Origin of the sequence: Mobiluncus mulieris, assembly GCF_014204735.1 — a bacterium.
Classification (GTDB): Bacteria; Actinomycetota; Actinomycetes; order Actinomycetales; family Actinomycetaceae; genus Mobiluncus; species Mobiluncus mulieris.
Genome location: NZ_JACHMA010000001.1, coordinates 1 through 14,487 on the forward strand (window position 1 = coordinate 1; position 14,487 = coordinate 14,487).

General features: G+C 54.5%; 7 protein-coding genes and 3 rRNA genes. 8 read left to right on the forward strand and 2 right to left on the reverse strand.

All coding sequences use genetic code 11. The annotated features are described in order from the left end of the window. Window positions 1-217 precede the first annotated feature (217 nt). The 3 genes from F4555_RS00005 (at window position 218) to rrf (ending at window position 5,500) form a co-directional block, all read left to right on the forward strand. Window positions 218-1,755 (forward strand): 16S ribosomal RNA (locus F4555_RS00005). A gap of 272 nt (window positions 1,756-2,027) precedes the next feature. Then, a 23S ribosomal RNA gene (locus tag F4555_RS00010) occupies window positions 2,028-5,150 on the forward strand. Between the two features lie 233 nt (window positions 5,151-5,383). Beyond that, window positions 5,384-5,500: ribosomal RNA gene (gene rrf, locus F4555_RS00015) — 5S ribosomal RNA — on the forward strand. Together the 16S, 23S and 5S rRNA genes form the textbook arrangement of a ribosomal RNA operon. 324 nt (window positions 5,501-5,824) lie before the next feature. On the opposite strand, the gene F4555_RS00020 is transcribed toward rrf, so the two are convergent. Both F4555_RS00020 and rsmI read right to left on the reverse strand, forming a co-directional pair. Beyond that, window positions 5,825-6,670: a Sir2 family NAD-dependent protein deacetylase gene (locus tag F4555_RS00020; RefSeq protein WP_004013293.1), complete on the reverse strand. Its 846-nt coding sequence runs from the start codon at window positions 6,668-6,670 to the stop codon at window positions 5,825-5,827. Window positions 6,671-6,744: 74 nt separating this feature from the next. After that, window positions 6,745-7,617: a 16S rRNA (cytidine(1402)-2'-O)-methyltransferase gene (gene rsmI / locus F4555_RS00025; RefSeq protein WP_004013292.1), complete on the reverse strand. Its 873-nt coding sequence runs from the start codon at window positions 7,615-7,617 to the stop codon at window positions 6,745-6,747. Window positions 7,618-7,691: 74 nt separating this feature from the next. On the opposite strand from rsmI, the gene F4555_RS00030 reads away from it, so the two are divergent. The 5 genes from F4555_RS00030 (at window position 7,692) to rsmA (ending at window position 14,478) form a co-directional block, all read left to right on the forward strand. Further along, window positions 7,692-9,470, forward strand: coding sequence for a dolichyl-phosphate-mannose--protein mannosyltransferase (locus F4555_RS00030; protein WP_376698550.1), 1,779 nt, complete (start codon window positions 7,692-7,694; stop codon window positions 9,468-9,470). 15 nt (window positions 9,471-9,485) lie between these two features. Beyond that, window positions 9,486-11,300, forward strand: a complete 1,815-nt coding sequence (gene metG / locus F4555_RS00035) for a methionine--tRNA ligase (protein WP_004018295.1) — start codon at window positions 9,486-9,488, stop codon at window positions 11,298-11,300. A gap of 7 nt (window positions 11,301-11,307) precedes the next feature. After that, window positions 11,308-12,288, forward strand: a complete 981-nt coding sequence (locus F4555_RS00040; RefSeq protein WP_004013289.1) for a TatD family hydrolase — start codon at window positions 11,308-11,310, stop codon at window positions 12,286-12,288. A gap of 83 nt (window positions 12,289-12,371) precedes the next feature. Further along, window positions 12,372-13,544 (forward strand): resuscitation-promoting factor, encoded by a 1,173-nt coding sequence (locus F4555_RS00045; RefSeq protein ID WP_115325618.1) that lies wholly within the window; start codon window positions 12,372-12,374, stop codon window positions 13,542-13,544. 22 nt (window positions 13,545-13,566) lie between these two features. Next, complete coding sequence (gene rsmA / locus F4555_RS00050) at window positions 13,567-14,478, forward strand: 16S rRNA (adenine(1518)-N(6)/adenine(1519)-N(6))-dimethyltransferase RsmA (RefSeq protein WP_004018296.1); 912 nt, start codon at window positions 13,567-13,569, stop codon at window positions 14,476-14,478. Window positions 14,479-14,487: the final 9 nt, after the last annotated feature.

The following is a 14,487-nucleotide window of genomic DNA, read 5'->3' on the forward strand; positions in this document are numbered from 1 at the left end:
GACAGATGAGAGTCTGTGAGTGGGTTTGTTGGTTTTGGTCTCGATAGTGTTTTGTTTTTTGTTTACGCGTTTTGTTTTTTTCCTGCCCTGTTTTGGGTGGGGTTTGTTAGTGTTTTTGTCTCGTTTTCTGTTTGTGAATAACGGGGTTTTGTCAGGTTTTTTTCTGGCTTGAAATCTTGTGGCTCTGGCTTTTTTGGTTGGGGTTGTTTTTGGTTTTTTGTTGGAGAGTTTGATCCTGGCTCAGGACGAACGCTGGCGGCGTGCTTAACACATGCAAGTCGAACGATGAAGCCGCAGCTTGCTGTGGTGGATTAGTGGCGAACGGGCGAGTAACACGTGAGTAACCTGTCCTTTTCTTTGGGATAACGGCTGGAAACGGCTGCTAATACTGGATATTCAGGCTGCATCGCATGGTGTGGTTTGGAAAGGTTTTTTCTGGAATGGGGTGGGCTCGCGGCCTATCAGCTTGTTGGTGGGGTGATGGCTTACCAAGGCTTTGACGGGTAGCCGGCCTGAGAGGGTGGTCGGTCGCACTGGGACTGAGATACGGCCCAGACTCCTACGGGAGGCAGCAGTGGGGAATATTGCACAATGGACGGAAGTTTGATGCAGCGACGCCGCGTGGAGGGTGTAGGCCTTCGGGTTGTGAACTCCTTTTTCTCGTGAAAAAGGCATGCTTTTGGGTGTGTTGATGGTAGCGGGGGAAGAAGCGCCGGCTAACTACGTGCCAGCAGCCGCGGTAATACGTAGGGCGCGAGCGTTGTCCGGATTTATTGGGCGTAAAGAGCTCGTAGGTGGTTCGTCGCGTCTGTCGTGAAAGCCAGCAGCTTAACTGTTGGTCTGCGGTGGGTACGGGCGGGCTTGAGTGCGGTAGGGGTGACTGGAATTCCTGGTGTAGCGGTGGAATGCGCAGATATCAGGAGGAACACCGATGGCGAAGGCAGGTCACTGGGCCGTTACTGACGCTGAGGAGCGAAAGCGTGGGGAGCGAACAGGATTAGATACCCTGGTAGTCCACGCTGTAAACGTTGGGAACTAGGTGTGGGGATGCTATCCTGTGTTTCTGCGCCGTAGCTAACGCATTAAGTTCCCCGCCTGGGGAGTACGGCCGCAAGGCTAAAACTCAAAGGAATTGACGGGGGCCCGCACAAGCGGCGGAGCATGCGGATTAATTCGATGCAACGCGAAGAACCTTACCAAGGCTTGACATACACTGCGACATGCCAGAGATGGTGTGGCCTTCGGGGTGGTGTACAGGTGGTGCATGGTTGTCGTCAGCTCGTGTCGTGAGATGTTGGGTTAAGTCCCGCAACGAGCGCAACCCTTGCCTCATGTTGCCAGCACGTTATGGTGGGGACTCGTGAGGGACTGCCGGGGTTAACTCGGAGGAGGGTGGGGATGACGTCAAATCATCATGCCCCTTATGTCTTGGGCTTCACGCATGCTACAATGGCCAGTACAGAGGGTTGCGATACCGTGAGGTGGGGCTAATCTCTTAAAGCTGGTCTCGGTTCGGATTGGGGTCTGCAACTCGACCCCATGAAGTTGGAGTCGCTAGTAATCGCAGATCAGCATTGCTGCGGTGAATACGTTCTCGGGCCTTGTACACACCGCCCGTCACGTCACGAAAGTTGGTAACACCCGAAGCCCGTGGCCTAGCCTTTTTGGGGGGAGCGGTCGAAGGTGGGATTGGCGATTGGGACGAAGTCGTAACAAGGTAGCCGTACCGGAAGGTGCGGCTGGATCACCTCCTTTCTAGGGAGCATCGTTGACTGGACTGTTTTGTTTTGTTTTGGTGTTGTCTGGTTTATGGATATGCGTGTGGATGGATTACATGTTCTGCCTGTTTTGGGTGGGGGCGCTATCGGGGTTTGGGCTTACATGCCTGGCCGGCTGGCTGCAGTGGGGTTTTTGTCTTGTTGTGGTTGGTTTGGTTGGTTGGTTGGTTTTTGTATAGTGGTGCGAGTATCTGTGATGCAAGTTTTTTTGTTCTTGTTTTAGTGTTTGTTCTTCTGGTGTAACTGTTTGTTGGTTGTTTTTTGGGGCGTTCGGTGGATGCCTTGGTACCAGGGGCCGATGAAAGGCGTGGTGGACTGCGATATTCCTCGGGGAGTTGTCGAGCGGGCTTTGATCCGAGGGTGCCTGAATGGGGGAACCCGGCCAGTTTTGTTGCTGGTCACCAATCTCTGAATTGATAGGGGGTTGGGGGGAACGTGGGGAAGTGAAACATCTTAGTACCTGCAGGAGAAGATATTCCGTGAGTAGTGGCGAGCGAAAGCGGATTTATGGCTAAACTCTACTGGTGTCAAGCGTGCGGGCGTTGCTGGTGGGGTGTTGTGGGGTCGCATGCTGCTTTCCGCATGGGAGCAGGGCTTTTGGCGTGTTTTGAGTTGAACTGTCTGGGATGGCAGGCCGTAGAGGGTGATAGCCCCGTAGGTGGTTGGAATGCGTTTGGGTTGGTGCGTGTCCCCGAGTAGGGACGGACTCGTGTAATCTGTCTTGAATCTGCAAAGACCTCTTTGTAAGCCTGAATACTTCCTGGTGACCGATAGTGTATTAGTACCGTGAGGGAATGGTGAAAAGTACCCCGGGAGGGGAGTGAAATAGTACCTGAAACCGGGCGCTTACGATCCGTCAGAGCCTTGTGGGGTGATGGCGTGCCTATTGAAGAATGAGCCTGCGAGTTATGTTGTGTGGCGAGGTTAACCCGTGGTGGGGTAGCCGTAGGGAAAGTCCGAGTCTGAATAGGGCGTTGAGTCGCATGATATAGACCCGAAGCGGGGTGATCTACGCTTGGCCAGGTTGAAGCACGTGTAGAAGCGTGTGGAGGACCGAACCCACCTGGGTTGAAAACCGGGGGGATGAGCTGAGTGTAGGGGTGAAAGGCTAATCAAACTCCGTGATAGCTGGTTCTCCCCGAAATGCATTTAGGTGCAGCGTTGCGTGTTTCTTGCTGGTGGTAGAGCTACTGGTTGACTGATGGGCCTTGTTGGTTACTGAGGTCTGCCAAACTCCGAATGCCGGTTAAGTTAAGCGTGGCAGTGAGACTGCGGGGGATAAGCTCCGTGGTCGAGAGGGAAACAGCCCAGATCGTCGACTAAGGCCCCTAAGCGTGCGCTGAGTGGGAAAGGATGTGGAGTCGCGTAGACAACCAGGAGGTTGGCTTAGAAGCAGCCATCCTTGAAAGAGTGCGTAATAGCTCACTGGTCAAGTGGTTCCGCGCCGATAATGTAGCGGGGCTTAAGCGTACCGCCGAAGTCGCGGCATCGACACGTGTACACGGCAGCATTGAGTGTTGTTAGTGGTGTTGTTGGGTAGGGGAGCGTCCTGCCAGAGTTGAAGTCAGGCTGTGAGGTCTGGTGGATTTGGTGGGAGTGAGAATGCAGGCATGAGTAGCGAGTGGAAAGTGAGAATCTTTCCCGCTGGATGACTAAGGGTTCCAGGGCTAGGTTTGTCCGCTCTGGGTGAGTCGGGTCCTAAGGCGAGGCCGACAGGCGTAGTCGATGGGTGACCGGTTGATATTCCGGTACCGGCGAAAAACCGTCAGTGGCGAGGAGCCGTGTGCTAACCAATGATGTTTTTCCTAGACAGGTTTTCGGATTTGTTTGGGTTGGTGTTGTTGGGGTCCCGTGGTTTAGTAGTCAAGCGTGTTAACAGGGGTGACGCAGTGAGGTAGCTGGCGCGTGTCTTATGGCTTGGCGCGTCTAAGAGTGTGGCCTGTCCCTTAGGGAAATCCGGGGGGCTGTCTTGAATGGCGAAGGTGAGGCTTGATGGTGAGACTGTTTATGGTTGAAGTTCAGTGTGCCTGTGCTGCCGAGAAAAGCCTCGGCGTTAGGTTTTAGCCGCCCGTACCCTAAACCGACACTGGTAGTCAGGTAGAGAATACTAAAGCGGACGGGTTAATCATGGTTAAGGAACTCGGCAAAATGCCCCCGTAACTTCGGGAGAAGGGGGACCATGACTGGTGATGGCTTTTACGGTTTTGAGTTGGTTGTGGTCGCAGTGAATAGGGGGAAGCGACTGTTTATCAAAAACACAGGTGCATGCTAAGCCGTGAGGCGCTGTATATGCACTGACGCCTGCCCGGTGCTGGAAGGTTAAGAGGAACTGTTAGCCTTTTTTGGTGAAGCGGTGAATTTAAGCCCCAGTAAACGGCGGTGGTAACTATAACCATCCTAAGGTAGCGAAATTCCTTGTCGGGTAAGTTCCGACCTGCACGAATGGCGTAACGACTTCCCTGCTGTCTCGACCGTGAGCCCGGTGAAATTGCATTACGAGTAAAGATGCTCGTTTCGCGCAGCAGGACGGAAAGACCCCGGGACCTTTACTATAGCTTGGTATTGGTGCTCGCTTGCGATTGTGTAGGATAGGTGGGAGACTGTGAAGCTGGCACGCTAGTGTTGGTGGAGTCATTGTTGAAATACCACTCTGTTGTAAGTGGGTTCCTAACTTAGACCCCTGATCGGGGTCAGGGACAGTGCCTGGTGGGTAGTTTAACTGGGGCGGTTGCCTCCTAAACGGTAACGGAGGCGCTCAAAGGTTCTCTCAGCCTGGTTGGCAATCAGGTGTTGAGTGTAAGTGCACAAGAGGGCTTGACTGTGAGACTGACAGGTCGAGCAGGTACGAAAGTAGGAACTAGTGATCCGGCCATGGCTTGAGGAAGCGTGGTCGCTCAACGGATAAAAGGTACCCCGGGGATAACAGGCTGATCTTGCCCAAGAGTCCATATCGACGGCATGGTTTGGCACCTCGATGTCGGCTCGTCGCATCCTGGGGCTGGAGTTGGTCCCAAGGGTTGGGCTGTTCGCCCATTAAAGCGGTACGCGAGCTGGGTTCAGAACGTCGTGAGACAGTTCGGTCCCTATCCGCTGCGTGCGTTGGAGTTTTGAGGAGGCCTGTCCCTAGTACGAGAGGACCGGGACGGACGAACCTCTGGTGTGCCAGTTGTTCTGCCAAGAGCATGGCTGGTTTGCTACGTTCGGGAGGGATAACCGCTGAAAGCATCTAAGCGGGAAGCCTGCTCCAAGATGATAACTCCCTCATCCTTGTGGTGGTGAGGCCCCCTGTAGATGACGGGGTAGATAGGCCGGACGTGGAAGCATGGTGACATGTGGAGCCTACCGGTACTAATCGGCCGATAACAACAACAAAACATAGTGTCCAGGGGACAGAGCCTATTCTGGGACACGCTGAAACAAGATAGTGATTTATTGTGTTACTTATACTCGCTACCGCTATACGAAAACCAGCCCACCAGCCTGTGTCGTGTGCCGTTGTTTTTCTTGTAGGGAACAAGGGAAAACAATGGCATGTCGGGGCTATGGTGTGAGTCTGACCTGTTGATAGAGACAGTATCACAGGTTGATATACAGCCCGCCAGTGTGGCGGCGGTCATAGCAGTAGGGAAACGCCCGGATCCATCCCGAACCCGGAAGCTAAGCCTACCCGCGCCGATGGTACTGCAACCGAGGGGTTGTGGGAGAGTAGGAAACCGCCGCACTAAAACTTAATGTTTGTACCTCGGCATAGCCGAGGTACAAACATATTTAAGAATGCGTGACAATAATTTGGTGTAGTGGCCATTTAGCGTTGCTTTTTCTTGGTTTTTAGTTGGTATTTCAAGATAAGGATAAAAGCCGTTTTGACTTGACTTTTTGGTTGGGCAATTAGTGTTGTTTTGTTGGTACAGGCAGGGAAAGTCAGGTTTCATGCAGGTGGGTACGAAAACGAATAAAAAGCTCGTCTCGAGTGCGCCGTTGTCGCCCAGAAATAGTTCGTGGCTTCGGCGTTATGTTGCCGGTAGCGTAGTGCCCCCACCCGTAGGCTAAGCCCCCAGCAAATCCGCCAACCGGGTCAAACATTCACTGGCCCCGCCTTCGATACGCAAATCGGCCATGTGGTCGTACTGGGTACGACCACGATTGATAATTACTAGTGGGGCACCATAAATTAAGCCTGCCTGCATTACGAAAGAGGCAGTGCCTACCACCAGTGAGCTGCCCACCACTAGCACCACATCAGCTTCCGCTGCGGCCGCGCGGGCGCGATTCATGGTTGTTTCAGGCAACAGCTGACCAAAAAACACTACTGCCGGCTTCAACAAACCCCCACAAGTCTCGCAGGGCACTGTGTGAAAGTTGCAAGCCAACGCGGCCTCGCGATCGGCTTGAGCCAAAATCGCTACATGTGCCGGGTCAAGATCCAAAGGGTAGTCCGGATTCGCTGCTGTGAGTCGTTCGTGCAGGGGGGCTCGGTCAGTAACTGCTCCGCAATCCACGCACTCGACCTTCAAGAAGGTGCCGTGCATCTCGAAGACAGTTTTGCATCCGCCCTTGAAATCGAGACCGTCTACGTTTTGGGTCGCAATTCCGGTCAACAGACCCGCGCGTTCCAGACGTGCTTGAGCCAGATGCGCCGGGGCAGGGTCGAGTTTCAGCATGGTCTGCCAGGTCTGATGGTTGCGTGCCCACACCCAGCGCTGCCATACCGGGTCGGAGACGAACTGGTCATATTCCACTGAAGGAATCGTGGTGTTGCCCTGGCCGCGGTAGTCTGGGATTCCGGTGTCGGTGGACATACCCGCGCCGGTTACCAGCACGGTCTTGCGTCCACGCATCCATTCGGCGAGGGTTTCCAATTGGGTTTCGGTGTGCGCGTCCAAGGGCTCCATAGCTTCAGTTTAGCCCGAGTGCGTCTTGGCAGTGGCGATTTCGGTGGCTTCATGAGGTGCCATCTGGAATATGGTCATGAATCGTGTCGGCGAGTTATGTGAGTTTCGTAGAGCGCCTTGGCTCCAACTTTGAACCACTGCGAGAGTAGTTTCGCTCCATCCTTAGCACGCATGCCATTTTGTACCAGCTGGTCAAGTTTTTCGAGAATCTCGGGAGTGATTTCCGCAGTCTCATGTGCCGGCGCACCGGACACCACCAAAACGATTTCTCCCCGGATTTCATCCCTTGAAGCCAAATTAGCGTGGATTTCACCGAGGGTAGAACCCAATAGCTCCTCATGAATTTTGGTGAGCTCCCGGGCGAGCACAGCCGGGCGGTTCGCGCCGAAAATCTCTAGGAAAGCCACGAGAGTAGCGAGGACTCGGCGTGGAGATTCCAGAAAAATCAGGGTGGAAGTATCGGCGGATAGGGATTGTAACGTTTGGTACAAAGAAGTGATTTTACGAGGCAGAAACCCACAAAAACGAAAACTGTCGGTGGGGAGTCCCGAAGCTACTAAAGCCAGGAGCGGTGCCGAGGGGCCAGGTAGGACGGTGTAAGGCACGGCGGCTCTAGTGGCCGCGCGCGCAAGACAGAACCCGGGGTCGGAAATCCCCGGCATTCCCGCATCGGTTACCTGTAGTACTTTGGTTCCCTGGCGTGCTGCCGTCAGTAAATCCTCGGTAACTGCGACCTCATTGTGCTCGTGGTAGGCCAAAAGTTGCCCGGACAAGTTCAATTCTAAGCGCCTGGCTAAGTCCCGTAAGCGTCGAGTGTCTTCGCAGGCCAGAACCTCGGCTTCAAGCAGGGCTTGGACAAGACGCGGCGAAGCATCACCGAGATTACCAATCGGTGTAGCCGCTAAAACCAAAGACACTGTTTCGAAAGGACTGGGAAAATTCATCATTTCATTTTCCACGAATTAGCATACTGCCCCAAATTTCTGACTAGACTTGAAGAGTGAAAATGAAGCACCCCCCGATGTTCCTGCGTGCTGAGTTTGGGGCGTTGCCTCTTCCGAAATCTCCGGCGGCACGGTGGGGGTGCTACGGACCGCTAGTAGTGATGCTGGTGGCGTTTGCGTCACGATTGTGGCGACTGGGTGCCATCAAGACCCTGGTTTTCGATGAAACCTATTATGTCAAGGATGCCTATGGGTTGATTAAACGCGGTTACGAAGTACAGTGGCCCAAAGAATACGACGATATTTTCATTAGTGGACATTTGACCCTGCCTACCGAAGGAGCCTTCGTAGTGCATCCCAGTGTCGGGAAATGGCTGATAGGCCTTGGAATTGAGCTGCTAGGAAATAATCCCTGGGGGTGGCGTCTGGCCGTGTGCCTGGCCGGTAGTATTTGCGTTTTCCTGGTAGGGCGTATTGTGTGGCATCTGTTTGGAAATGGGAAAATGGCCACCTTGGCTAGTGTGTTAATGGCATTGGATGGAGTCCAGATTGCCCTGTCTCGCACGGCCATACTGGATATATTGTTGGAGTTGTTCATCCTGTTGGGGGTCGTATTCCTGGTTCGAGACCAGCTGAGCTACCGGCCGAAACTGTTGACGGCGCTGCTGAGGGCTGATGAGACCCGCCGTACGCTGGGATTGCGGGCAAAGCGTCCGGATTTGCGGCTGGCACCTCATGAAATCGCACCAACCCAAGCCGCCAATCTGATGACATCGAATCAACCCGAGAAAGTACCGGCGGCCGCTAACCCGGCGCGGTACCGGTCGCTAGCTGTAGCAATCCCCCAAGAAACCAAAAAAACATGGTCTTTCTCGCCCTTACCTAGGTCTTTCAGGAAGTCCCCCCAAGAAACCGAAAAAACCCAAAGGAAGGGGAGCCTGCTTGGACCCGTATTTTGGTGGCGCCCGTGGCTATTCGCTGCTGGAATAGCCTGGGGATTGGCAACTTCTGTGAAATGGTCGGGACTCTACGTGGTGGCAGTATTCGGGATTTTCGTGTTCATCCGCGAGCTCTCCGCCCGCTGGGCCACAGAACCTTACTGGATTAGCTCCTCGGTTCTGACTGGGGGAATCCCGGCCTTTTTAAACCTGGTGCCAATCACAGCGGTAGTTTACGTGGGCTCGTGGTTGGGGTGGTTCCTAAACCCTAACGGTTGGGGGCACACCGGGGGCAGCGGGTGGCGCGACTGGCTAGAATACCACCGCCAGATTCTGAATTTTCACACCACCTTGGTTTCGGATCACCCCTATAAGGCCAGCCCGTGGGGGTGGCTGTTGCAGCTGCGTCCGACTTCTTTTTACTACCAGAAAGTCGCGGGAAATTGTGGAAAAGACCAGTGTATCCAAACCGTGACCTCGCTGGGTAACCCGCTATTGTGGTGGTTTGGAGCCCTGGCCTTAGTGGTGGTGATAATGGGCAGCCTTGTGTTCCTGGATTGGCGCGCGGGGCTGGTATTGGCCGGATACTTCGCGACTTTCGGCCCGTGGATGATTTACTCCAACCGTACTATTTTCACTTTTTACACCGTGGTGATTTCCCCCTTCGTGGTGTTGGCGGTGATTTATACGCTGGGAGTCATGATGGGACAGTGGCGTATCTGCAGCGACAAGAATTGGGTTGGTCGGTACAATTTGGTGCCTCGTTCTTTCCCCGTGAACCAGGTACAGATTTATTTGGGATTGTTTATAGTGGCGCTGATTTTTCTGGTGGCAGTGTATTTCTTTCCCATCTGGACGGGGATGACCATGCCGCAACACCAGTTTTATTGGCGGATGTGGCTTAGTTCGTGGATTTAGGCATAGGATTGAGCTATGACACATATACTCTCAGCCGTGGCCTGGCCTTACGCTAATGGGCCGCGCCACATTGGACACGTAGCTGGTTTCGGAATTCCTTCGGATGTGTTTTCGCGCTACATGCGCATGAAAGGCCATGAGGTGTTGATGGTTTCCGGGACGGATGAGCACGGTACGCCTATTCTGGTCGAAGCGGAAAAAGAAGGCTTGACTCCGCGCCAACTTGCCGACAAAAACAACCGGCTGATTGTAGAAGACCTGGTGCAACTGGGGCTTTCCTATGATTTGTTTACCCGCACCACCACAGGTAATCACTACCAGACCGTGCGTGCCATGTTTGAGGTGGTACGCGACAATGGCTACATGTTGGTACAGACTACTCGGGCAGCGATATCACCTTCTACCGGGCGAACCTTGCCCGATCGATATATCGAAGGTACCTGTCCGATTTGTGGAGCTGAAGGGGCGCGTGGCGATCAATGTGATGCCTGCGGCAATCAGCTCGATCCTACGGATTTGGTTAAGCCGCGTTCCAAAATCAACGGAGAAACCCCGAAATTCGTGGAAACCGAACATTACTTCTTGGATTTGCCGGCTTTGGCTGAAGCCTTGACTAAGTGGCTCGACGAGCGGGAAGCCACCGGAACCTGGCGACCCAATGTGATTAAGTTTTCGAAGAACTTCTTGAAGGAAATTAAGCCTCGCGCCATGACTCGCGATATTGACTGGGGGATTCCCATCCCCGGTTGGGAAGATCAACCCAAACGGCTTTATGTGTGGTTTGATGCCGTGGTCGGGTACCTGTCGGCCTCGATTGAATGGGCTCGCCGCAGCGGAGACCCCGAAGCATGGCGCAAGTGGTGGAACTCCCCCGAGGCGCTGTCTTACTATTTCATGGGTAAGGACAATATTGTGTTCCACTCCCAGATTTGGCCCGCCGAGCTGTTGGGATATAACGGAGAAGGTAGCCGAGGGGGAGACCCGGGGAACTTGGGGCATTTGAATCTGCCCACCGAAGTGGTGTCCTCGGAGTTCTTGACCATGGAAGGCAAGAAATTCGCTACCTCTAAGGGCATCGTGATTTACGTGCGCGACATGCTGGAACGCTACCAGGTCGACGCGTTGCGATATTTCATTTCGGCGGCTGGACCAGAAAATCAGGATGCAGATTTCACCTGGGCTGAGTTTGTGCGTCGCACTAATGGGGAATTGGTGGCCGCTTGGGGCAACCTGGTAAACCGCACTGCTGCGATGATATCCAAGCGATTTGGCGAGATTCCTCCCGCTGGGAAGTTAGAGGGCATTGACCAAGAATTATTGGATATGGTCGCCACTGGTTTTGACACAGTGGGTGGGCTGATAGAGGCGCACCACCAGAAAGCCGCCCTGGGTGAAGTAATGCGTTTGGTGGGCGAGGCGAACCGATACGTGGCACAGACCGAGCCTTTTAAGCTAAAAGACGAATCGCAGCGTAATCGTTTAGGGACAATTTTGCATGTCCTGGCTCAGGTAGTCACCGATTTGAATTGCATGATGTCTCCGTTCTTGCCAACTTCTTGCAATACCATCGACCGGGTGTTGGGTGGAGAGGGTAATATCGCTCCGATGCCCCGAATTGAAGAAGTCGTGGATTTGGATGTTTCGAACGACGACGGCTCGCCGCGCACCTATCCGATTATCACCGGAGATTACACGGACACCCCCACCTGGGAGCGTCACCCGGTAACGGTCGGTCGAAAAGTGGCGAAGCCGGTGCCGGTTTTCGAAAAGCTGGACGAATCCGTGGTGGACGAAGAAATCGTCCGCTACGCGGATTTGCTGGGCAAATAGACCGCTTGTGAGTAAACACAAGCCGCGTTTGTGGCCCCCGGTTCCCCGGCCGGAACTCGCCCCCGCTGAGGGGGGAACGTTTGGTCGGGCAGCGTTGGTCGACAACCACACCCATTTGCCACTCCTTCCGGGAGAGTTTATTTCGGATACCTCGGGAGTACGGCTTAGCGCCGAGGAGCAGGTTCGCCGTGCCCGCATGGCCGGGGTGGAGGCGATGGTGGTTTCGCAGTGTTCCCTGGTAGAGGTACAAACCCTGGACGAACAGCGCGAAAGATTCGCACTTCCGATTTTCGATTCGGTGTTCTTCGCGGTGGCGATACATCCCAATGAAGCGCCGCACCACGAGGGTATTCTCGAAACCGGGCCAGATAACGTCGCTCAAATCCGCGAGGCTTGGCAGGAAGTTCCCCTGGCAGATGCCTTGACTGCAGTGGAACAAGCCGCGCGTCGCATAGACAAAGTCGTGGCAATCGGTGAGACCGGCCTGGACTATTTCCGCACCGCTGAGGTTGGGAAAGATGCCCAAAAACAGTCCTTTGCGGCGCATATAGAGTTGGCCAAATCCCTGGATTTGCCCCTGCAGATTCACGACCGCGAGGCGCATGCGGACTGCGTGGAATTATTGCTCCGGGTGGGGGCTCCGCGCCGCACCGTGTTTCACTGTTTTTCGGGCGACCGGGAGTTGGCAGAAATTCTGTCTGCGAACGGGTGGTACGCCAGTTTCGCCGGCAATGTTACCTATCCTGCCAACCGTGACTTACAGGAGGCGGTCTTGGTGATGCCCCGCGAGCTATGTTTGGTGGAAACCGATGCGCCATATTTGACCCCGCAGCCCTACCGGGGCCGACCCAACGCGTCTTATTTAGTCGGGCACACAGCGGATTTCTTAGCGCAACTTGCGGGGGTGGATTCGGATACCCTGCGCTGTCAAATCTGTGAAAATGCCGGGGAAGTCTATGGAATTGGCTTAAAAAACTCCGAAAAGTGAGAAAGTAGTGACAGCTGTTAACTAATGTGGCAAAATAGATAACGATTTGGATAATTTTATAACGTTTTGGTAACATTTCACCGATGCGAAAGATGACTAAGTTGATACGTAAAATTACTCCTCGTGCTCCGCGCCACCTCTCTGCTGACGCGGTGGCATCGCGTTCCCAGCACCTCTTGGTTGTGATGCTGGCGGCTTCGCTGATGATTGCGGTGGTCGCTGCCGGGATTGGCACCGCCTTTGCCCTCGCGCGTAAGTCAGTGAACCTGAACTTGGACGGGAAAACCAAGATTCTGTACTCGTGGGGTGCGACCGTGGCTGATGCCTTGAAGGAAAATAAGATTTCCCTTGACGAACAAGACAAAGTTGAGCCTAGCCGCGCTGCTGCCCTGAAAAACGGGATGACCATCAAGATTCAATCTTCCCGCGAGGTTACCGTGGATTTGAACGGGCAGGAAGCCAGTGCTGCCACCACTGAACTCAGCGCAGCGGCTGCAATTAAGGCCAATTGGCCTGATAAAGAGGTTGTGTTTAAGGCTACGGCGGGTAAAGACCATCACGGCAATCCCCTGCCTTTGTTCGCGCCGGGAGATAAACTGCAACTGGTTGCGGATGGAAACACCCAGGAGATTAGCGCACTTACCGGTGAAAATAGCGCGGATATTTTGCAGCGGGCAAAGCTTAACGTGGGGGAAAAAGATATCCTGACCGTCAAGTTCTCGCCCCAGAACCTGCCCTTGATTCAAGTCCAGCGGGTCACTGAGGAACAGGTTAGCCTCAAGGAGCCGATTCCCTTCCAGACCGAAACCACTAAGGACGACTCCAAATATCAGGGAGATAAAACCGTGACCCAAAAAGGCGAGAACGGAGAGAAAGAAATCGTGAAACTCGTGCGCTCTGTTGATGGCCAAGTGCAGTCGGAAACCGTGCAAAGCGAGAAAATCCTGGCGCAGCCTGTCAGCCAGAAAGTTACGGTGGGAACCAAAGAACGTCCCGCTGCCGCCGCGATTCCGGTGGGCGATGACGTGTGGTCCAAACTGGCTTTTTGTGAGTCCGGGGGACGTCCCGGCACTAATACTGGCAACGGTTTCTATGGCATGTACCAGTTCACTCTCTCTACCTGGCTTTCCGTGGGTGGCAGCGGTCTGCCCAGCGATGCCAGTGCCGAAGAACAAACCCATCGCGCCAAGATTCTCCAGGCTCGCTCCGGGTGGGGACAATGGCCGGCTTGTACCCGAAAGCTCGGGTTACGCTAAGACCCAAGCTAAACTTGAGCTTGTGACTGAACTGCTGGGGACTCGAGACATTCGTGAGCTGTGCCTGGCGCTAGACATTAAACCCTCTAAGAAACGGGGACAAAACTTTGTGACCGACCCCGGCACGGTGCGCCGCATCGCTGCTGGGGCATCGCTAAGCTCCGCCGAGGTGGTGCTGGAAATCGGTCCTGGTCTGGGTTCCCTGACTCTGGCTTTGCTAGAGACTGGGGCACGGGTTATCGCGGTAGAGATAGATTCCCGTCTAGCTGCCGCTTTGCCCACCACTGTGCGGGTTCATGAGGGGCTAGTCGAAAATCTGTACGTAAGCTGTGCTGATGCGCTGCACCTGGATTCCACGTCGCGAGTAATGACAGATACTGGCTGGCCGCCACCGGTGGCCTTGGTAGCCAATCTGCCTTATAACGTGGCCACGCCTATACTGTTGCATATCCTAGAAGTTATGCCCGAAATTAACCGTGCCCAGGTGATGGTACAAGCCGAAGTAGCTGACCGCCTGGTTGCCAGAGTGGGGGATTCGGCATATGGGGCTCCCAGTGTGAAACTTGCCTGGTGGGGGTGCGCCCGACGTGCCTTTGGGGTGTCCCGGCAGGTATTCATGCCCATCCCCAATGTGGATTCCACCGTAGTGGAATTCCGCCGTGAGTCACCGCGTCTTTTCCCGGGTGTTGAATCCTTGAATGCCAGCGAGATGGAAGCCCTGCGGCAGCGTAGCTTTGAGTTCATTACGGCGGCCTTCGGGATGCGCCGCAAAACCCTGCGTCAATCCCTGGCGAGGCTCTGTGGTTCGCCAGATACGGCGGCCGGATTACTGGAAAAAGCCGGGATAGACCCGGGGCTTCGCGCCGAGAATCTGGGGGTGGCGGATTTTGCGTATTTAGCTCGGGTGGAATCCACGGAAATGGTGGGGAAATGAGCCAGCACC